This is a genomic window from Pseudomonas sp. R3-57, assembly GCF_051132065.1.
Classification (GTDB): domain Bacteria; phylum Pseudomonadota; class Gammaproteobacteria; order Pseudomonadales; family Pseudomonadaceae; genus Aquipseudomonas.
In genome coordinates this window covers 4,637,025-4,655,991 of the sequence record NZ_CP071655.1, presented here as the reverse complement: position 1 = coordinate 4,655,991, position 18,967 = coordinate 4,637,025, and the positions used below count along the sequence as shown (strand labels likewise).

Here is an 18,967-nt window from a genome sequence, read left to right as displayed (position 1 = left end):
ATGCGCGGCGCAGTGTTTCCCTGGCGCGACGGTAACCGCTTCGAGCTGTTGATCGATGGCCCGCAATTCTTTCCACGGATGCTCGAGCACATCGCCGCCGCCAAAGAACAGATCGAACTGGAACTGTATCTGGTCGAGGCCGGCGCCTGCGCCGACACCATCGTCCAGGCACTGGTGGCGGCGGCCGAGCGCGGTGTGCGCGTGCGCTGCCTGTTCGATGATTACGGCAGCCTCGCGTTTACCCTGCACTTGCGTCAGCGCCTGAGCGCTGCCGGGGTTGAACTGCGTTTCTACAACCGCTTGAGCTGGCGGCGCTGGGTCGGCAATTTCTATCGCGATCACCGCAAATTGCTGCTGGTCGATCAATGTCTGGCGGTGGTCGGCGGCACCGGTGTCACTGATGAATTCTGGACGCCGGGCGAGGACACCAGCGAGTGGCACGAAGTGATGGTGCAGATCAGCGGCCCGCTGGTGATCGACTGGCAATTGCTGTTCGACCGCCAGTGGCTCGCCAACCGTTACCGCCGCGCCTGGCGTCCGGCGGCGCATTTCGGCCTGCCGCGTTTACCGCGTGTGCCGGACAAGGGCGAGGGCATGGGCCGCGTGGCTTATGCCGATGCGCGGCAGCATCGCGACATTCTGCAATCGCTGTTTCGCGCGCTGAACAGCGGGCAGAAACGCATCTGGATGGCCACGCCGTATTTCCTGCCGACCTGGAAAATCCGTCGCTCCCTGCGCAAGGCCGCCGCACGTGGGGTCGACGTGCGTTTGCTGCTGACCGGGCCGCGCACCGACCACCCGTCAGTGCGCTACGCCGGGCATCGCTACTACCCGCGACTGCTCAAGGCCGGGGTGCAGATCTTCGAATACCAGCCGTGCTTCCTGCACCTGAAAATGGTGCTGGTGGACGAATGGGTGAGCATCGGTTCGTGCAACTTCGATCACTGGAATCTGCGCTTCAATCTCGAGGCGAACCTGGAGGCGCTGGATCCATCGTTGACGGCAGCGGTGCAGGCGAGTTTTGTCAGGGACTTCGGGCTGAGTCAGTTGGTCAGCCTCGAGGAATGGCAGCGCCGGCCGTTGTGGCGGCGGGTCAAGCAGCGGGTGTGGGGCTGGGTGGATCGGTTGGTGGTGAACATCCTCGATAGACGCGGGTAGCGGGCACACCCAAAAACACTGTGGGAGCTGGCTTGCCAGCGATGAGGCCATCACATTCAACATATCAGTTGACTGTCAGGCCGCCATCGCTGGCAAGCCAGCTCCCACAGGTTTATGTGTTACCTGAAAAAATTAGAGCAATTCGAAGCTTTGTTGCGTCACGTCCTGCGAATCCAGGCCGATCTGTACGTTGAATTTGCCGGGTTCTGCCGCGTACTTGAGCTGGGCGTTGTAGAACTTCAGGTCATCCTCAGTGATGGTGAAGTGCACGACTTTCTGTTCGCCGGCCTTGAGCATGATCTTCTGGAAGTTCTTCAGTTCTTTCACCGGGCGGATCATCGAGCCGGTGACGTCCTGAATGTACAGCTGCACCACGGTTTCGCCGTCACGCTTGCCGGTGTTCTTGACCATGACGCTGGCGTCGAGCTTGCCGGTGGCATTCAGCGTGGTCGACGACAAGGCCATGTCGCTCAAGGCAAACGTGGTGTAGCTCAGGCCATAACCGAACGGAAACAGCGGCCCGGTAGTGTCATCGAAATACTGTGAGGTGTAGTTGCCCGGTTTGCCCGGAGTGAACGGTCGGCCAATGCTCAGGTGGTTGTAGTAGGTCGGAATCTGCCCGACGGAGCGCGGGAAGGTCACCGGCAGTTTGCCCGACGGGTTGTAGTCGCCGAACAGCACGTCGGCAATCGCGTTGCCCCCCTCGGTGCCGCTGAACCAGGTTTCCAGAATCGCGTCAGCCGACTGGTTCTCTTCGAGAATGGTCAGCGGGCGGCCGTTCATCAGCACCAGCACCAGTGGTTTGCCGGTGGCTTTCAGCGCGCGGATCAGCTCACGCTGGGTTTGCGGGATGTTCAGGTCGGTACGGCTGGAGGATTCGTGGGACATGCCACGGGATTCGCCCACCGCCGCAACCACCACGTCGGCATCCTTGGCGGCCTTGACCGCTTCGTCGATCAGTACGCTGGCCGGACGCGGATCGTCGATCACCTCCGGCGCATCGAAGTTGAGGAAGTTCAGGTAGTCGAGGACCTTCTTGTCGCCGGTGATGTTGGCGCCACGGGCGTAGATCAGCTTCGATTTGTCACCGATCACTGCGCTCATGCCGTCAAACAGCGTCACCGATTGCGCAGGGCGGCCGGCGGCGGCCCAACTGCCCATCATGTCGATCGGGGCTTTGGCCAGCGGGCCGACCAGCGCGACTTTCGCGTCTTTGTTCAGCGGCAGGGTTTCGTTGTGGTTCTTCAGCAGCACCAGACTGCGTCGTGCCACTTCACGGGCCTCGGCGCGGTGCAGACGGCTCTCGGCGTAGGTGTCGGCCGGATCATCCGCCGCCTTGCCGATGCGCAGGTACGGGTCCTTGAACAGACCCATGTCGTACTTGGCGGCGAGCACTTCGCGCACCGCGTTGTCGATGTCTTTCTGTTCGATTTCGCCGGATTTGAGCAGCCCCGGCAGTTCCTTGCCGTACAGCGTGTCGTTCATGCTCATGTCGATGCCGGCCTTGATCGCCAGCTTCGCTGCTTCACGACCGTCGCGAGCGACGCCGTGTTTGATCAGCTCGAAAATCGCCCCGTGGTCGCTGACTGCCAGGCCCTTGAAGCCCCAATCTCTGCGCAGCAGATCGTTCATCAGCCAGGTATTGGCCGTGGCCGGAATACCATTGATCGAGTTCAACGCGACCATCACCCCTCCGGCGCCGGCATCGATCGCGGCGCGGTACGGCGGCAGATAGTCCTGGTACATCTTCACCGGGCTCATGTCGACCGTGTTGTAGTCGCGACCGCCCTCGACCGCGCCGTACAGGGCGAAGTGCTTGACGCTGGCCATGATGCTGTCGGCCGCGCTCGGGGTTGCTCCCTGATAAGCGCGGACCATGACCCCGGCAATTCGCGAGGTCAGGTAGGTGTCTTCACCGAAACCTTCGGAGCTGCGGCCCCAGCGCGGGTCGCGGGAAATGTCGACCATCGGCGCAAAGGTGATGTCGAGGCTGTCGGCGGCGGCTTCTTTCGCCGCCACGCGACCGGACTGGCCGATGGCGTCCATGTCCCAGCTTGAGGCGAGGGCCAGCGGAATCGGGAAAATCGTACGGTGACCGTGGATCACGTCGTACGCGAAAAACATCGGAATCTTCAGGCGGCTGCGCATGGCGGCGTCCTGCATCGGCCGGTTTTCCGCGCGGGTGATCGAATTGAAGGTGCCGCCGATGTTACCGGCGGCGATCTCTTTGCGGATCAGCTCGCGAGGCATTTCCGGGCCGATGCTGATCAGGCGCAACTGGCCGATCTTCTCATCGAGGGTCATCTGGCCCATCAGGTTGCTGATGAACGCGTCCTTGTTTTCCAGAGGGACCGGAGTCGTGGCGGCCAATACCTGATGACTGGCCAGGCTGACGAACAGACCCAGCAAACACAGCTTCTTCATGAATATTTTTCTCAAGGGCCCAAACGGTGACGGAACACCGGCCAGCCAAAATGTAAGGAGCGACTATTGTTGTTCGGGTGCCGGCTCGAATATTCAGAGCCAAAAAACCACAGCCGACAGCGGCAGCGTGAACGCGAAGGGCACTTTTTAGCCCATAAGCCCGTCGCAATCCAGTGGCGGGGCCGATTATGCCCCAACCGCCGTGCCGGAATATTCAGCGCGGAGTTTTTAATCAAAGGAGCATCACCGCAATGACGATCAGCCCGACCTACCGCTCACGTTTGCAAGTGGCCACGCTGCTGGTGCTGGCTACGTTCTTGACCGCGTGCGGCATCAATAATATCCCGACGCTCGACGAACAGGCCAAAGCCGCCTGGGGCCAGGTGCAGAACCAGTACCAGCGCCGCGCCGACCTGATCCCCAATCTGGTGGAAACCGTCAAAGGTTATGCCGCCCATGAACAGGAGACCTTGACCGCCGTGATCGAAGCGCGGGCCAAGGCCACGTCGATCCAGGTCGATGCCAGCACCCTCGACGACCCAGCGAAACTCAAGCAGTTCCAGCAGGCGCAGGATCAGCTGACCGGCGCGCTGAGCCGCCTGATGGTGGTCTCCGAGCGCTATCCGGACCTGAAGGCCAACCAGAACTTCCTCGCCCTGCAATCGCAGCTCGAGGGCACGGAAAATCGCATCGCCGTGGCGCGCCGCGATTTCATTCTGGCGGTGCAGAAATACAACACCGAGATCCGCACCTTCCCCGGGCGCCTGTGGCACAGCGTGATGTACAGCGATCTGCCGATGCGCGAAACCTTCGAAGCCACCACGCCCGGCGCGGAAAAGGCCCCGGAAGTGAAGTTCTGAACCGATGTTGGCGATGAGGTTATGCATGCGCGTGTTGAAAACGGGCCTGGTGCTGATGCTCTGGCTGTTCGCCGTCAGCGCCCAGGCCGAATTGACGTTCCCGACGCTGAGCGGGCGCGTTGTGGATCAGGCGCAGATGCTCGAGCCGTCGCTGCGCGCGCAACTGAGCCAGCAATTGCAGGCCCACGAACAGGCGACCGGCGAGCAATTGGTGGTGGTCACGCTGCCCGATCTGCAGGGCACCACCATCGAAGATTTCGGCGTTCAACTGGGCCGGCACTGGGGCATCGGCCAGAAGGACAAGAACAATGGCGCACTGCTGATCGTCGCCCGTGACGAGCGCAAGCTGCGCATCGAGGTCGGTTATGGCCTCGAGGACCGGCTGACCGATGCGCAGGCCTCGGTGATCATTCATCAGGTGATCACGCCCGCATTCAAGGCCGGCAATTTCAGCAAAGGCATCAGCGACGGGGTGGCGGCGATGCTGGTGGTGCTGGGCGGCAACCCGCTCGACGAGCCATCGACGGTGTACGAATCCAGCGGCGACCCGGCCGATGATTTCATCTCGCGGCATCCGGCGCTGTTCATGTTTTTGGTGATGTTGTTCATCCTGACGGTGTTTGTCTGCCAGATGCTCGGTATCCTGCCCGCCGGTCGTGGCGGCTCCGGAGGCGGGGGCGGCTTGGGTGGCGGTGGATTCGGCGGTGGCGGCGGAGGCGGCTTCAGCGGCGGCGGGGGCAGTTTCGGCGGCGGTGGTTCGTCCGGCGGCTGGTGAACACAGAACAATAACGAGCAGGCATTTTTCGAATGGCATTACTGACTGAACACGAACAACGCAAAGTCGCCGAGGCGATTGCCCGGGTCGAACGCGACACCGACGCCGAACTGGTCACGGTGCTGGCCGCCCGCGCCGACGACTATGCGTACATTCCGCTGCTCTGGGCCAGCCTGCTGGCGCTGGTGCTGCCGGGCGTCGTGCATTACCTGACCGGCTGGCTGACCCTGCGCAGTCTGCTGATGGTGCAGTGGGGCTTGTTCATTGTGCTGTGCCTGCTGTTCCGTCTGCCTAAAATCACCACCCATCTGGTCCCGCGTCGCGTGCGCCACTGGCGCGCTTCGAATCTGGCGCGGCGGCAGTTTCTTGAACAGAACCTGCACCACACCGTCGGCAGCACCGGCATGCTGATTTTTGTCTGCGAGGCTGAGCGGTATGTGGAGATTCTGGTGGATGAGGGGATCTCCCGGCGACTGGACAATAAAAACTGGGATGTGATTGTTGCGGCGTTCACCGAGCAGGTAAGGCAGGGGCGCACGCTGGAGGGGTTTGTCACCTGTATCGAGGCATGTGGGGAGTTGTTGAAAGTGCATGTGCCGGTGACGCAGGTGAGGAATGAGTTGCCGAATCGGTTGGTGGTGTTGGGCTGAGAAGCCCCTCACCCCAGCCCTCTCCCAGAGGGAGAGGGAGCAGACCGAGGTGTCTTGCGCTCGATATCGACCTGGAAAACCGCGTCGATCGAGTCGTTGTGATGATGCTTCAGACCTGAGTTCGACTCGGTATTTCAGGTCGGTGTAACTCGACAGAACAACGCGGTCAGCCCCCTCTCCCTCCGGGAGAGGGCTGGGGTGAGGGTAGCTTTTTAACTGTTGAAACCACCGTTCAGCAAATAAGCACGTGTCCCCAACCCCCATCCCCCCTAAAATACCCGCCATTCCCGATTTCGCCCGTCCGAGGCCGCTTTTTCATGTCTGTCACCGCCCCATCCGCGCCGTCCACAAAGCCTGCGCCCGACCACCACGCCCAGTTCCTCGAGCTGCTGCAAACCAGCCTGGAACAGAACGGCTTCATCAAACTGGTGCTGGCCAAGTACGTCGGTGACGAGGCGGATCTGCAGCGGGTGATCATCAAACCGGTGACGGTCAAGGCACAGCCGCACCTGTCCTTCGTCTACCGCTACAAGACCCGCGACATCACCAAGAACCTGCCCCTGACTGAAGGCGTAGCGGCGATCGCCGGGCTGTTGCCGACCGCGTTCAAGAATGCGCATTTGCTGGCGCTGAGCGACGAAGCCCAGCTGGAATACAGCAAAAAGGGCAAGTCTTCGCTGTTCAAGAGCAAACCTCAGCAATTGCGCGAGGCGCCGTCCGCCGAGCACAACCGCGAGAAAAACCGCTTTCTCGAGTTGAGCCGGCCGTTTCTCCAAGACCTTGGCGTGACCAATGCCCAGCACGAGCTGATCCCGGCGATGTCGCGCAAGTGGAAGCAGATCAACAAGTTCATTGAAGTCTTCAGCCACGCCCTGACTTCGTCGCCGCTGGCGCTGGACAAGCCGGTGCGGGTGGCGGATTTCGGTTCGGGCAAGGGCTATCTGACGTTCGCGATTCACGATTATCTGCGCAACACCCTGAAAGCCGAAGGCGAAGTCACCGGCGTCGAGTTGCGCGAGGAGATGGTCAATCTATGCAATGCCGCGGCGGCCAAGCTGGAGCATCCGGGGCTGGTGTTCAAGTGCGGTGACGTGCGCAGCGTGGCACCGAGCGAGCTGGACGTGATGATCGCCCTGCATGCCTGCGACATTGCCACCGATTATGCGATCCACACCGGCATCCGCTCGGGCGCGTCGATCATCATGTGCTCGCCGTGCTGCCACAAGCAGATCCGCCTGCAGATCCAGAGCCCGGCGCTGCTCAAACCGATGCTGCAATACGGTTTGCACCTGGGCCAGCAAGCGGAAATGGTCACCGACAGCCTGCGTGCGCTGTTCCTCGAAGCCTGTGGTTACGAGACCAAGGTGTTCGAGTTCATTTCGCTGGAACACACCAACAAGAACAAGATGATCCTGGCGGTGAAACGCGCCGAGCCGGTGGCGCCGGCGCAGCTGTTGGCGAAAATTGAAGAACTGAAAGCTTTCTACCACATCAGCGAGCACTGCCTGGAAACCCTGCTGCGCGCCGACGGCTATCTGGCCTGACCTTTGATTGGGTAATGCCTTTGTGGGAGCGAGCCTGCTCGCGAAAGCGGGCTGACAGTCGACAATGAAGTTGCCTGTTACGGCCCCTTCGCGAGCAAGTTCGCTCCCACATTTGATTTAACTGCGGTCTTGCGCCCGAGCATCACCGTGGCAATCACGCCGCAGGCAAACACCCAAGTGACCGGCTCGACGTGTTCGCCAAAGAACATCGCCGAAAAAGCGATGGTGAAGAAAATCTGCAACAGCTGAATCTGACTGACCCGGGCGATGCCACCCATGGCCAGCCCGGCGTACCAAGCGAAAAATCCGAGAAACTGCGAGAACAGCGCAACATACCCAAACGCCCACCAGGCCTTGGCCGACACTGCGCCCTGATGTTGCAAGGCCAGGTACACAACCGGCCCGATCAGCAGCGGTGTCGACAGCACCAGCGCCCAGCAGATCACCTGCCAGCCACCCATTTCTTTGGCCAAGCGGCCGCCCTCGGCATAACCCAACCCACCGACAGCAATCGCCCCGAGCATCAGCAAATCACCGGCCTGAATGCTGCCCGCCCCGGTGTACAAGGCATAACCGAGCACCAACGCACTGCCCAACGCGGCGCAAGCCCAGAAGGCTTTCGACGGGCGCTCATGGGACAGCCACGCCGCGTACAGCGCCACGCACAGCGGCTGCAAACCATTGACCAGCGCACCGTGGGACGCCGGCAAGGTTTGCATGGCCCACGCCGACAACACCGGAAAACCCAGAATCACCCCGGCGATCGCCAGGCTCAGGCCTTTGACTTGCTGCCAGTTCGGCCACTTCTCGCGACGCCACAACAGCAGCAGCGCCGCTGGAATCGCTGCGAACAGCGCCCGCCCCAAGCCGTTGAGCAGCGGATGCAGTTCCTGCACCACGATGCGGGTGAAGGGCAGGGTCAGGCTGAAAATCACCACACCGAGCAGGCCGAGGGCCATGCCGGTGTTTTCGCGCGAGGACATGAGAGGGACCGGAATTGAGGGTGGCTGGGAGTCCTCCATCTAGCCATAAACCGCACGGTTCAGGCTGTTACAGCCAGACACAAATTCAGGCGTACAGTTTGCCGACGCCATCGCGAGCAGGCTCACTCCTACAGGGGAATGCATTCCAAATGTAGGAGCGAGCCTGCTCGCGATGAACGATGACTCGGTCTGGAACCCCCACCACCAAACAGCCAGATTCGGTCTACCTTGAATACTCCCAGACCTTTCCCGCAGGAGACCTCCCCATGCCCGCCAAAAAAATCCTCATGCTGGTCGGCGATTACGTCGAAGACTACGAAGTAATGGTGCCGTTCCAGGCTCTGCAGATGGTCGGCCACAGCGTGCATGCCGTGTGCCCGGACAAGGCTGCCGGGCAAACCGTACGCACCGCGATTCATGACTTCGAAGGCGATCAGACCTACAGCGAAAAACCCGGCCATCTGTTTGCCCTGAATTTCGACTTCGCCAAGGTCAGCGAAGCCGATTACGACGCGCTGCTGATCCCCGGCGGGCGCGCGCCGGAGTATCTGCGGCTGAACGAGAAAGTCCTCGAACTGGTGCGCGCTTTCGACAACGCCGGCAAACCGATCGCCGCGGTCTGCCACGGCGCGCAACTGCTGGCCGCGGCGGGCGTGCTCGAAGGACGCGAATGCAGCGCCTACCCGGCCTGCGCGCCGGAAGTGCGGCTGGCCGGCGGTACCTACATCGACATCGCAGTCACCGACGGCCACGTGCAGGGCAATCTGGCCACGGCACCGGCATGGCCGGCCCACCCTAACTGGCTGGCCGGGTTCCTCGGGTTGCTCGGCACGCAAATCATTTTGTAGTGAGCGGTCATGCCCGTTCGCGAGCAGGCTCGCCCCCACAGGGGAATGCGTTCCGGTGTGTGAGCCAGCTTGCTGGCGGTGGCGCTGCAACAGGCGACAGATAGCCCGCGCTGGTCTTTACTCTGAAGCGCACTCTGCCTAAATCGCCAAGGAGCAATACGCATGTCCGGATGGTACGAAGTCAGCAAGAGCAGCAACGGCCAGTTCAGGTTCGTGCTCAAAGCGGCGAATGCCGAAACGATTCTGACCAGCGAGCTGTACACCACACGCGCCGGCGCCGACGGTGGCATCGCCGCCGTGCAGAGCAACAGCGCGGTGGACGAGCGCTACGAAAAAAAGTCGACCAAGGACGGCCATCCCTACTTCAATCTGAAAGCGGCCAACCATCAGGTCATCGGCAGCAGCGAGGCCTACTCCTCGGATGCCGCCTGCGATAAGGGTATCGCCAGCGTCAAAAGCAACGGCGCCACCAAGGTGATCAAGGACAAGACCGTGCCCGTCCTCTGAACATGACACGGTCCCTGTAGGAGCGAGCCTGCTCGCGATGAGGCCATCAGCTTCGAAAGAGATGCCGAACAATAGACCGCCATCGCGAGCAGGCTCACTCCTACAGTTGAAATGCGATCCCCTGTGGGAGCGAGCCTGCTCGCGATGGCGTCGGTGGCCGCGCCACTAAATCTCGACCGGCACCGACAACTTCGCATTGCCCAGCGCATGGCTCTTGGCATCGAAGAACCGCAACTCGACCCCGGTGCCGTCGAACACCTTGCGGTAATGGCGCTTCTGATGCTGGATGAACGCCGCGCTGCGCGGGTAAATCGAGATCGCCACGCTCGCCGGTTTCGCCAGGCGCAGCGCACGGACGATGTGCGCATCCTGCTCACCCAAGGCATGACCGAAGATGCACAGGCTGCCGCCGTGTCCCAATAACTGCTGATAACAGAACGACAAATAATCCGAGCTGCGGATGGTCTTGAGCTTGTCCGCGCTTGGCCCTTCGCTGACGAACAGCGGTACGTCATCGAGCGTCTTCAGCGTGTTATTGATGGCGAAACTGCCGAGCAGTGTGCCTTCGGTCGAGGTCAGTTTGCGCGCCGTGCCGTCCTGGTTACGCACCAGATGCAGGCCGCCATGCAAATAGAGCAAGCGCGGTTTGTCAGTGGCGCTGTCGCTCAGGTCGAAACTGGCGTTCGGGCCGTTGAACAGATCGTCGATCACTGCGCTGTTGTGTTGCAGTGCCCAGTAGTTGAGCAAATCGTAATTGGTGGTGAACACCGTGCGATAGCGCGCCAGTTCTTCATTGAGCGTCGCCAGCGTTGACGGCTGCACCAGCCGCCACGGGATGTGCATGGCGTGCACAGTGTTGATCAGCGCTTCCTTGATCGCGTAATAGCGATTGCGCGGCGCCGCCGAGCTGACGGCCAGTGCCTTGTTGACCCGGCTGGTGGTTTTCAGTGCGCCGAGTACCTGCTCGAAACTGCGCGTTTGCAGCGCATCGAACACCGCCAGCTCCGAGGCGCTCAGGGGTTTTTCTTCCACGGTGCGGGCATTTTCGAACAGCGAGTCGTAGCCGAAGTCGTCCCAAACCGCGCGGCTGGCGCCGTTGCCCACCAGCAAACCGTTGAAATCGGTCGCGGCGCGCAGGGCGTTCCAGTCTTCGAGGGTGGCGTCGACATTCAGAAAATCAGTCATTGCGCAGGCGTCTCAAAACAAAGGGGCAGATGGGCGGCGACTTTATCACGAGCGGGCATTGAGCCAGATCAACATCCGTCGTGACCGATCGGTCGATCCTGTGTGCATCCGCCGGAGCGCAGCGCTCGAACCGGCCCAGTCAGGAGACAAACGATGAGCAGCACCTTCTTCATTCCGGCGGTCAACATCATGGGCAGCGGTTGCCTCGACGAGGCCATGGTTGCCATCCGCAACTATGCTTTTCGCAAGGCGTTGATCGTCACCGACAGCGGTCTGGCCAAGGCCGGCGTTGCGACTAGGGTGGCGGAGAAACTGGCGATGCAGGACATCGACTCGGTAATTTTCGACGGTGCCAAACCCAACCCGAGCATTGCCAACGTCGAGGCCGGGCTGGCACTTTTGCTGGCCAGCGACTGCGATTTCATCGTCTCGCTGGGCGGTGGCTCGCCCCACGACTGCGCCAAAGGCATCGCTCTCTGCGCGACCAATGGCGGGCACATTCGCGACTACGAAGGCGTCGATCAATCGGCAAAGCCGCAGCTGCCGCTGGTCGCGATCAACACCACCGCCGGCACCGCCAGCGAGATGACCCGGTTCTGCATCATCACTGACGAATCGCGCCACGTGAAAATGGCCATCGTCGATCGCAACGTCACACCGCTGTTGTCGGTGAACGACCCGCAACTGATGGTCGCCATGCCCAAAGGCCTGACTGCGGCAACCGGCATGGACGCGCTGACCCACGCCATCGAAGCCTACGTTTCGACGGCCGCCAATCCGATCACCGATGCCTGCGCGCTCAAGGCCATGAGCCTGATCAGCAACAACCTGCGTCTGGCCGTGCGCGACGGCAGCGACCTCGCCGCACGGGAAAACATGGCGTACGCGCAATTCCTCGCGGGCATGGCCTTCAACAATGCCTCGCTGGGTTTCGTCCATGCCATGGCGCACCAGTTGGGCGGCTTCTATGACTTGCCGCACGGCGTGTGCAATGCGGTGTTGCTGCCGCATGTGCAGGCGTTCAATGCGCAAGTGTGTGCTGAGCGACTGAGAGACGTCGCCCATGCAATGGGGGCGGATATTCGCGGATTCAGCGCGGAGCAGGGCGCGCAGGCCGCGATCAGCGCGATCCGCAGCCTGGCCAGAGACGTCGAGATCCCCGGTGGCCTGCGTGAGCTGGGCGCCAAACTCAGCGACATTCCGCTGCTCGCCGCCAACGCCTTGAAAGACGCTTGCGGATTGACCAATCCACGGGCGGCGGATCAGCGCCAGATCGAGGAAATCTTCCGCAACGCGTTTTGATAAAAGGCGCGAAGGCGAGCGAAGTCGAACAGTCCTCCGTGTGCTTCCACAAGCACGGTGAATGTGCGCACGCGGGACCAGTTCGACGCGATGCCACTCAAGCGATGACTGGCGCAGATCCGCTGCTGTTGCGCAGCGTCGATATTGGTCAGTTGAGTGAACCAGGTACGGTCAGCCTCAACTATCACTTCGGCGAGGTGACGGCCGTTGTTCAAATCGACAATATCGACGTAACCGCCTTCGCGCGGCACTGTTCCCTCAAACGTCACAACGTCACTGACTCTCTGGTTTTCTTCAGGAGAAACGATCACAGGCGCGTCGTCCGTGGCGGTGACTTCGAATGAGCGGTCGGCAGACCAGTCCGAAGTGGTTCCGGCGATGACACGTGCGCGGATTCGATGTGGACCCGGGGAGAGTTCTTCAAACACATCAACTGTCCAGCGTCCGTCGGAATCGATCGGACCCGACGCATAGTGAAAGTTTTCCCTGGCGTCCCATATCTCGATCAGACCGCCAGCCTGGCCCGTACCGAAAAGATGCGGTCGGCGTGCGGTCTTGCTGCCCTCGAACGGGAACACGATCGACAAGATCCGCGGCTGGCCGCTTGTTTGATGCGCGCTAGTCATGACCGGTTTGCTCACTTGAAAACAGGGGATCCCAGCGTTACAGCTTCGCCTGAGTTTGAAACCTGTAAGAAATAACAGTCCTTTAGGTTTTATTGATTTAAGTGTTATCGCATTAGGTGTTTAAAAACTGTCATTTCTATCAGTTGTCGGGCGGGAGTGCTTCGGATCGAATGTCCTGCACAGCGGGAACGCAATCGATCTTTCGAGGAGCGCACCAACATGTCAAACAACGAAGCCCCAATCGCACAGTCAGCGGGAGAGATGGATCTCACCTTCGGTACCTCAGGTTTGTGCACGCTGCGTTTTTCAGGCGAGGGCAGAACGATAGGCGAAGGTGTGGCAACGACGCCGTCGGGGCAAGTTATCGTCAGCGCGACCGTCATCGATGCAGCGGGAAAATCCAGTCACGGGCTTGCGCGTCTGGACGCCGAAGGTCATCCAGACTTGAACTTTGGTACGGCGGGCTACCTTACCGGCCAATTCAATCATGATGCGGCCTCGCGGGGCGGGCAGGTGTTCGTTGACAAGCATGAGCGCATCTGGATGTGTGGCGTGAAAAGCGGCATAACCACCGAGTACCAACAGGTTATCGCTCGATTCAATTCTGATGGCTCGCCCGACGTCTATTTCGGTGGTCCGCAGCCGGGTTATCGCGAAGTGCCCATGCGCATTCCCTCACTGTTCGGTGCCACTGGCGGAAGCCTTATTTTGGCAAAATCGGATCCTCAGGTTGCGGAGCCTGACAGATTGCTGTTCATGACTTCGCGAAACGGAAACGGACTGCTGGCGCGTTTCCATCTCGATGGCAAGGATGACGACACGTTCGACGGTAAAGGCTGGAAACATCTGGAAGTACCCAAGCTTGGCATCACCTTGCATGGAGTCACGCAGCTGAACGATGGGCTGATTCTTGTGAACGGCGGGCTCGAAGGACTCGGTCAGGGTTTGGTCATGGCGTTCGACCAGAGCGGAGCGGTCGCGGAATTTGGCGAGGGGGGTGTGTTGCGTTTGCTGATCGAGAAGGATGGTGCACCGCTCAAAAGCACGGTGAAACATATCATTGTGCAATCGGCGGAGCACTTGCTCTTGATCGGTTCGGCTGTTGACGCCGGCGGGGTTCAGCACGCGTTCATGAGTGGAATCTTGAAAAATGGCCAACTCGACCGCGACTTCAACGCCGGTGTACCGGTCATCACCGCGGCCACCGAAGCACTGGACCTGCGTAGCTGGAATGCAGGTTTTGCGCTGGACGACACGGATCACATGCGAGTCGTCACGGTCGGACAGACCTCGCACGGCGAACGACGCTTGCTGACCGGAGGCTTCCTGATCGACGGCGCCGTGGACCCCGCGTTCGACGTCGAAGGCACTGCCCGGATCGAATGGACGGCGCAGGCGGCCTGTCTGCAGGATTCTTCGGTGCTGGTGCTGGGGCACAAGGACGGTGCAGCTTATGTGGTGCGATTATTGACCGCAGCGGTTGGCTGACGGCGGGCAATCACATTGTGGGGGTGACTGGAATCCGGGCTGTCCTGCCGACCCGGACGAACCCCAGTCATGCTGCACGAAAGCCTGATTTGAAGTGAATTGCTCACACTGGCTGGTTGATCACGCATCGAACGGGTTGAAACGACTGATGGGGAAGGGGATAGTGCGCGGCTGAAACGTGATCAAGGAGGGGAGTGACATTGACGTCGGCAAGAATCGCATGTGCGGCATTGTACGCAGCGTTGATGGCAGGACAGGCCATTGCCCAGTGCGGGCCACCCAACCTTTCCGGTGATCTTGATTTCGCTGTGTGCAAGGACTGGCCAGCTTATCCGGGGCAGTCCATCAGCGCCAAAGCCACGTTCGAGCGCGCAGCCGGCTCTGATGTTGACACGAGCGGCTTTTATGATCTCGACCTGTCTATTGCGCAGGACGGGCAAGCCGGGCCAATCGCCACCCTGCATCAGGACAGCGCCTTCGAATCAAATGGCGTCGCGTTGTATGAGCTGACGCTGGATACCGCCCGTTATGCGGTCGCTCCCGAAGTGCGCGCCTTTGGCGTTCGTACCCGTTTTACCAATAGCTCTCGACTCAATCCGCTGGATGAAACTCAGCTCACCCTCTACGTCAGAGAAGGTGAAGCGCTGCGCCCCGTGTTGCAGCAATTATTGGTCTATCAATATGGCGGCGAGTGGGACGGTAGTTGCGAGGGCGAGCGCAGTGAGATCACCCGAACCGTAGAGATCGCCAAAACCAGCTCCCATGGCTACGCGGACCTTATCGTAAGAACCAGAGAAACAGGTACTTCCAGTGTGGGCAAGGGTGATGCTTGCAAGGATAAAATCACCGAGTCCAAACCCGTTTCGACAACCTTGCGGTACAACGGCACATTTTACGTTCTGCCACAAGGTTTCAAAGGGCTTTAACCGACCTGTATTCACACGACTGTTATCAAGGAAGAACCATGCTCCCGCCCACCAGACTGCTGATTGCCGTTGGTTTTCTCGCCTGTGCCTTCCAGGCCCAGGCCGCGTGCGACATCAAGGCCTTCGACGGCAAATCCCTGTCACGCTGCAAGGTCTGGCCTGCGGTGCAGAACCAGGCGATCGCGGTGACCTCGACGTATCTGGCCGACCCTGGTGACGATGAGGCCGGTGTGTTCGATCTGGACCTGGCAATTGTCGATGCGAGCAGCGCCAAACCCATCGCCACCTACCGCAAACCGGGGGCGTACAACTCTGATGCCGTGCGTTTTGACGACCTGCGTATCGACACGGCGCGTTATCGACTGGCGCCGGAGACTCGGGCTTTTGGCCTGCACTCGAGGTTTTCGCACAGCTCCCAGGCCAACCCCTACAAAAAAACCGATCTGGCCCTGTATGTGCGCGAAGGCAATGCGCTGCGCCCGGTGCTGGAGGGGCTGGTGATTGCCAAGAGCAACGGCGAGTTTGTGGATTGCGAAGGCTACGAGAAAACGATTCGCCGCAGCGTCGAAATCGGCCCCACCAGCCACCATGGTCTGGCTGATCTGATTGTCACTACCCGTGGCAGCAAGACGAAAAACACCCGGTCGGGTCAGCAATGTGTGTCCAACACGACCCAACTGAAACAGACCCGAATCACCCTGACTTACGACGGCGAGCAATATGTCGTTCCCGAAGAATTCAGGGGTTATTGATTCATCCGCTGTAACTGCTGGCTACTTTGCGCACACTCGCCGGCATGGGTTTTCACGACGAGCCGTGATCTCGCGCAAGCGGCTGATATAGACTGGCCGCCACGTGTTCTGGCGCTTGCAGGTTCCCCATGACTCCATCGTTGCTTATGGCCGTGCTGGCCTCGGGTTTCATCTACGGCATCACCCCGGGGCCCGGCGTGCTGGCAGTGTTCGGCATCGGTGCGGCGCATGGGCGGCGGGCCGGGGCGGGGTTTCTCTGTTGGCATTTGCTCGGTGATGTGGTCTGGTGCAGCACGGCGTTGATCGCGATTGTCGGCGCCCGTGAAATCGGCAGCACGGCGTTCGATGTGCTCGGTGTGCTCAGCGCGCTGTACCTGTTCTGGCTCGGCTGGCGTGCGGTGCGTGCCCAACGGCGCAACGGCGACGAAGCGCAAGGCGCCGCGCGACAGCCGTTCTGGCACGGCATTGTCTTCGGTCTGACCAATCCCAAAGCCTACCCGGTGGCCGTGGCGACGTTCACGGCGCTGCTGTCGAGCCGCGCCGAACTACTCAACTGGTCAATGCTGCCAGCGCTGATTGCCCTGAGTTTCGTTGGCGGCGCGCTGGCTTACGCAATTCTGGTGGGCGTGGTCGGCGCACATCGCGTGCGCAAGGTTTATCAGCGTCACGAACTGTTGATCACTCGCCTGTGCGGGGTGATGTTCATCGGTTTCGCCATCAACGCGCTGATGCATGCGCTGCCGGGTTTGATGTCGAACAAGGGTTGATGCTGGACTTGCTCGACGCGCCGTTCGTCGCGCCTGGGCCAGTTTTTCTAAACCTTTAAGCGTCAAAGCATTCCTAACTGAGGCGGACGATTGTCTGCCGCGAGGATTTAAGCAGCGGGTGAAACATGGCCCGCTTGAATATTCATTGAAGGAGGGCGCGACCATGAGCCGGATGGCCACCCGTTTACGTAACGCCAGTTTTGCAACGCTACTGGGCCTTTGCGCCAGCAGTGCGTTCGCCCAGTCGCCTGCCGAATTCATCAACGATGCTTCCGCCAAAGGCATGGCCGACATCGAAGCCAGTCGTCAGGCCCACGGCAAGACCGAATCGAAAGAGGTCAAGGATTACACCATCGTCGTCATCAACGACCGCACCACGGCCAACCAGCATTTGGCGAAAATCGCCAAGAAGCTCGACTTACCCGTTGCGCCGCGCGAAGAACTTGCCGACAAGGCCAAGGAGCTGATACCGGAAGTCAAGGATGGCGCGACCTTCGATCAGGCCTACGCGGCCAGTCAGGTCAAGGCCACCGAAGAAGCCATCACCCAGATCGAGCAACAGGCGCAGACCACCGACGTGCCCGAAATCAAAGCGTTTGCCGATGAGACTCTGCCGAAACTGCAAAGCCATCTGGAGAAGGCCCGCGCGTTGCAAGCCAGTCGCTAAATCTCACGCTGATCCAGGCATCACCGAAACCTTCGCAGCGCCTGCTTGATGCAGGCACTGCCGAAGGTTTTTTTACGCCTGCGACGCGCCCCCTGTGGGAGCGAGCCTGCTCGAGTGCTCAGCACTCATTCAAATCCTGCTTTGGCTTGCTCTTGTCACCGAGCCCCTCAAGCTCGAACACCTGGTTTTCGCCCAGCGAGCGATAGTGCTTACGCAATTCCTCCAGTTGCTTGAGGTCCAGCGCTTCCAGCCCGAGCATCGCGTTCTGCGCTTCCTTGTTGACCCGCAACAACTCATCAAGCTTGAGATGCAGAATGTCGGTGTCACGGTTTTGCGTGTTCTGAATCAGGAAAACCATCAGGAACGTAATGATTGTGGTCGAGGTATTGATGATCAATTGCCAGGTGTCGTTGTAACCAAAGATCGGACCGCTCAAACCCCATAATCCGATCAGGATCAACGCGCCCATGAACGTCTTCGGGCTACCGGCCCACAGGGCCAGTTTCTGGGCGATTTTTGCGAATTTCATGACAGCGTTCCTTTTCAGCGAGCTTGAAATTGAGACAGTCGCTGCGCTTGGAAAATTCTAATTACAATTCGACTCTGAACACTGGACGTTGGTAGGGAAGGCAGGTGCTTCGGATCGCGGTATGGTGACCCACCGCTGAACCGCCCCGACAGGAGAACGCAATGACCTGGTCTGCCAAGCAATACGTCGCTTTCGAAGATGAACGCACCCGCCCGGCCCGTGATTTGCTGGCGGCGATTCCTACCGCTGATGCGCAAACGGTGGTCGATATCGGTTGCGGTCCTGGTAACTCCACGGAGTTGCTGGTGCAGCGGTTTCCTGCGGCAAAAGTCAGTGGACTCGATAGCTCGGCGGACATGATCGATGCGGCACGCCAGCGCTTGCCGCAGTTGCAGTTCGACGTGGCCGAGATTGATCAATGGGCGGATGCAGGTCCGTTCGATGTGATCTTCGCCAACGCCGTGCTGCAATGGGTGCCTGATCACGCGACGTTGCTGCCGGCACTGGCGGGCAAGCTGTCAGCGGGTGGCAGTCTGGCGATCCAGATGCCCGACAACCTCAACGAACCCTCACACCGACTGATGCGCGAAGTCGCCGCCAATGGCCCGTGGGCAAGCAAACTCGCTGGCGCGGCCGGACAGCGCACCGACATGGCCAGTGCCAGCGAGTACTTTTCAATGCTGCGTCCGTACTGTGCGCGGGTGGATGTATGGCGTACGACTTATCACCATCAGTTGTCTGGCGGGGCGGCCGGCGTCGTGGAGTGGTTCAAGGGGAGCGGGTTGATTCCGTTTCTGAGCCCGTTGACCGAAGAGGAACGGACGCAGTATCTGCAGCAATATCTGGCAGCGGTTGAAGAGGCTTATCCAGCATTGGCTGACGGCTCGGTGCTGTTGCCGTTTCCACGGTTGTTTATTGTAGCGACGCGTTGAAACACTCCTTCAGCAGGCTCGCTTTTATGTCCTGCATGCAGGCT

Annotated in this window: 19 protein-coding genes; 14 read left to right on the top strand and 5 right to left on the bottom strand. The window is 60.3% G+C overall.

The genetic code is table 11. The features are described 5' to 3' along the window. Positions 1-1,158 (top strand): phospholipase D-like domain-containing protein, encoded by a 1,158-nt coding sequence (locus J3P93_RS20955; RefSeq protein ID WP_434591463.1) that lies wholly within the window; start codon positions 1-3, stop codon positions 1,156-1,158. 132 nt (positions 1,159-1,290) lie between these two features. Here the strand turns inward: J3P93_RS20955 and bglX are convergent, their stop codons facing one another. After that, entirely contained in the window at positions 1,291-3,582 is a 2,292-nt protein-coding gene (gene bglX / locus J3P93_RS20950) for a beta-glucosidase BglX (protein WP_434591460.1), read from the bottom strand. 251 nt (positions 3,583-3,833) lie between these two features. Between bglX and J3P93_RS20945 the strand changes: the two genes are divergently transcribed. From J3P93_RS20945 to J3P93_RS20930, 4 genes are all read left to right on the top strand, one after another. Then, positions 3,834-4,442: a LemA family protein gene (locus J3P93_RS20945; RefSeq protein WP_203421059.1), complete on the top strand. Its 609-nt coding sequence runs from the start codon at positions 3,834-3,836 to the stop codon at positions 4,440-4,442. A gap of 25 nt (positions 4,443-4,467) precedes the next feature. Then, positions 4,468-5,217, top strand: a complete 750-nt coding sequence (locus tag J3P93_RS20940) for a TPM domain-containing protein (RefSeq protein WP_434591457.1) — start codon at positions 4,468-4,470, stop codon at positions 5,215-5,217. A gap of 32 nt (positions 5,218-5,249) precedes the next feature. Beyond that, positions 5,250-5,867: a TPM domain-containing protein gene (locus J3P93_RS20935; protein WP_090282170.1), complete on the top strand. Its 618-nt coding sequence runs from the start codon at positions 5,250-5,252 to the stop codon at positions 5,865-5,867. Between the two features lie 317 nt (positions 5,868-6,184). Beyond that, positions 6,185-7,411 carry a class I SAM-dependent methyltransferase gene (locus J3P93_RS20930; RefSeq protein ID WP_434591453.1) on the top strand — a complete coding sequence of 409 codons (1,227 nt, stop codon included), beginning with the start codon at positions 6,185-6,187 and terminating at the stop codon, positions 7,409-7,411. A gap of 77 nt (positions 7,412-7,488) precedes the next feature. On the opposite strand, the gene J3P93_RS20925 is transcribed toward J3P93_RS20930, so the two are convergent. Continuing rightward, complete coding sequence (locus J3P93_RS20925) at positions 7,489-8,394, bottom strand: DMT family transporter (protein ID WP_434591450.1); 906 nt, start codon at positions 8,392-8,394, stop codon at positions 7,489-7,491. Positions 8,395-8,660: 266 nt separating this feature from the next. Here J3P93_RS20925 and J3P93_RS20920 point away from each other — a divergent pair, with 266 nt between their 5' ends. Next, entirely contained in the window at positions 8,661-9,242 is a 582-nt protein-coding gene (locus J3P93_RS20920) for a DJ-1/PfpI family protein (protein ID WP_203421064.1), read from the top strand. Positions 9,243-9,404: 162 nt separating this feature from the next. Beyond that, entirely contained in the window at positions 9,405-9,749 is a 345-nt protein-coding gene (locus J3P93_RS20915) for a YegP family protein (RefSeq protein ID WP_394506161.1), read from the top strand. Between the two features lie 165 nt (positions 9,750-9,914). Here J3P93_RS20915 and J3P93_RS20910 read toward each other — a convergent pair whose 3' ends face one another. Further along, on the bottom strand, positions 9,915-10,934 hold the full coding sequence (locus tag J3P93_RS20910; RefSeq protein ID WP_434591446.1) for a DUF4917 family protein: 1,020 nt from the start codon (positions 10,932-10,934) through the stop codon (positions 9,915-9,917). A gap of 153 nt (positions 10,935-11,087) precedes the next feature. Here J3P93_RS20910 and yiaY point away from each other — a divergent pair, with 153 nt between their 5' ends. Further along, positions 11,088-12,236, top strand: a complete 1,149-nt coding sequence (gene yiaY / locus J3P93_RS20905; protein ID WP_434591443.1) for an L-threonine dehydrogenase — start codon at positions 11,088-11,090, stop codon at positions 12,234-12,236. Here the strand turns inward: yiaY and J3P93_RS20900 are convergent. Continuing rightward, positions 12,197-12,862 (bottom strand): hypothetical protein, encoded by a 666-nt coding sequence (locus tag J3P93_RS20900; RefSeq protein WP_434591440.1) that lies wholly within the window; start codon positions 12,860-12,862, stop codon positions 12,197-12,199. The genes yiaY and J3P93_RS20900 overlap by 40 nt on opposite strands. A gap of 219 nt (positions 12,863-13,081) precedes the next feature. Here J3P93_RS20900 and J3P93_RS20895 point away from each other — a divergent pair, with 219 nt between their 5' ends. The 5 genes from J3P93_RS20895 (at position 13,082) to J3P93_RS20875 (ending at position 17,462) form a co-directional block, all read left to right on the top strand. Next, positions 13,082-14,350, top strand: coding sequence for a hypothetical protein (locus J3P93_RS20895; protein ID WP_434591437.1), 1,269 nt, complete (start codon positions 13,082-13,084; stop codon positions 14,348-14,350). Positions 14,351-14,544: 194 nt separating this feature from the next. Then, positions 14,545-15,276 (top strand): hypothetical protein, encoded by a 732-nt coding sequence (locus tag J3P93_RS20890; RefSeq protein ID WP_434591434.1) that lies wholly within the window; start codon positions 14,545-14,547, stop codon positions 15,274-15,276. Positions 15,277-15,314: 38 nt separating this feature from the next. Beyond that, positions 15,315-16,028 (top strand): hypothetical protein, encoded by a 714-nt coding sequence (locus J3P93_RS20885; RefSeq protein ID WP_434591431.1) that lies wholly within the window; start codon positions 15,315-15,317, stop codon positions 16,026-16,028. A gap of 128 nt (positions 16,029-16,156) precedes the next feature. Continuing rightward, positions 16,157-16,795 carry a LysE family translocator gene (locus J3P93_RS20880; RefSeq protein WP_434591428.1) on the top strand — a complete coding sequence of 213 codons (639 nt, stop codon included), beginning with the start codon at positions 16,157-16,159 and terminating at the stop codon, positions 16,793-16,795. Positions 16,796-16,958: 163 nt separating this feature from the next. After that, the gene (locus J3P93_RS20875; RefSeq protein ID WP_434591424.1) at positions 16,959-17,462 is read left to right on the top strand and encodes a DUF4142 domain-containing protein; all 504 of its coding nucleotides are present in this window, start codon (positions 16,959-16,961) and stop codon (positions 17,460-17,462) included. 118 nt (positions 17,463-17,580) lie between these two features. On the opposite strand, the gene J3P93_RS20870 is transcribed toward J3P93_RS20875, so the two are convergent. Beyond that, entirely contained in the window at positions 17,581-17,991 is a 411-nt protein-coding gene (locus J3P93_RS20870; RefSeq protein ID WP_090282181.1) for a low affinity iron permease family protein, read from the bottom strand. Positions 17,992-18,152: 161 nt separating this feature from the next. Between J3P93_RS20870 and tam the strand changes: the two genes are divergently transcribed. Continuing rightward, entirely contained in the window at positions 18,153-18,923 is a 771-nt protein-coding gene (gene tam, locus J3P93_RS20865) for a trans-aconitate 2-methyltransferase (RefSeq protein ID WP_434591421.1), read from the top strand. Positions 18,924-18,967 lie beyond the last annotated feature (44 nt).

What these genes read in the sequence shown, in the direction of transcription:
- J3P93_RS20945 (WP_203421059.1), top strand. Translation starts at nt 3,834, where the DNA reads ATGACGATCAGCCCGACCTACCGCTCACGTTTGCAAGTGGCCACGCTG.
- J3P93_RS20875 (WP_434591424.1), top strand. Translation starts at nt 16,959, where the DNA reads ATGAGCCGGATGGCCACCCGTTTACGTAACGCCAGTTTTGCAACGCTA.
- J3P93_RS20895 (WP_434591437.1), top strand. Translation starts at nt 13,082, where the DNA reads ATGTCAAACAACGAAGCCCCAATCGCACAGTCAGCGGGAGAGATGGAT.
- J3P93_RS20925 (WP_434591450.1), bottom strand. Translation starts at nt 8,394, where the DNA reads ATGTCCTCGCGCGAAAACACCGGCATGGCCCTCGGCCTGCTCGGTGTG.
- J3P93_RS20935 (WP_090282170.1), top strand. Translation starts at nt 5,250, where the DNA reads ATGGCATTACTGACTGAACACGAACAACGCAAAGTCGCCGAGGCGATT.
- J3P93_RS20930 (WP_434591453.1), top strand. Translation starts at nt 6,185, where the DNA reads ATGTCTGTCACCGCCCCATCCGCGCCGTCCACAAAGCCTGCGCCCGAC.
- J3P93_RS20870 (WP_090282181.1), bottom strand. Translation starts at nt 17,991, where the DNA reads ATGAAATTCGCAAAAATCGCCCAGAAACTGGCCCTGTGGGCCGGTAGC.
- J3P93_RS20920 (WP_203421064.1), top strand. Translation starts at nt 8,661, where the DNA reads ATGCCCGCCAAAAAAATCCTCATGCTGGTCGGCGATTACGTCGAAGAC.
- J3P93_RS20910 (WP_434591446.1), bottom strand. Translation starts at nt 10,934, where the DNA reads ATGACTGATTTTCTGAATGTCGACGCCACCCTCGAAGACTGGAACGCC.
- J3P93_RS20880 (WP_434591428.1), top strand. Translation starts at nt 16,157, where the DNA reads ATGACTCCATCGTTGCTTATGGCCGTGCTGGCCTCGGGTTTCATCTAC.
- yiaY (WP_434591443.1), top strand. Translation starts at nt 11,088, where the DNA reads ATGAGCAGCACCTTCTTCATTCCGGCGGTCAACATCATGGGCAGCGGT.
- J3P93_RS20885 (WP_434591431.1), top strand. Translation starts at nt 15,315, where the DNA reads ATGCTCCCGCCCACCAGACTGCTGATTGCCGTTGGTTTTCTCGCCTGT.
- J3P93_RS20955 (WP_434591463.1), top strand. Translation starts at nt 1, where the DNA reads ATGCGCGGCGCAGTGTTTCCCTGGCGCGACGGTAACCGCTTCGAGCTG.
- J3P93_RS20900 (WP_434591440.1), bottom strand. Translation starts at nt 12,862, where the DNA reads ATGACTAGCGCGCATCAAACAAGCGGCCAGCCGCGGATCTTGTCGATC.
- J3P93_RS20915 (WP_394506161.1), top strand. Translation starts at nt 9,405, where the DNA reads ATGTCCGGATGGTACGAAGTCAGCAAGAGCAGCAACGGCCAGTTCAGG.
- tam (WP_434591421.1), top strand. Translation starts at nt 18,153, where the DNA reads ATGACCTGGTCTGCCAAGCAATACGTCGCTTTCGAAGATGAACGCACC.
- J3P93_RS20940 (WP_434591457.1), top strand. Translation starts at nt 4,468, where the DNA reads ATGCGCGTGTTGAAAACGGGCCTGGTGCTGATGCTCTGGCTGTTCGCC.
- bglX (WP_434591460.1), bottom strand. Translation starts at nt 3,582, where the DNA reads ATGAAGAAGCTGTGTTTGCTGGGTCTGTTCGTCAGCCTGGCCAGTCAT.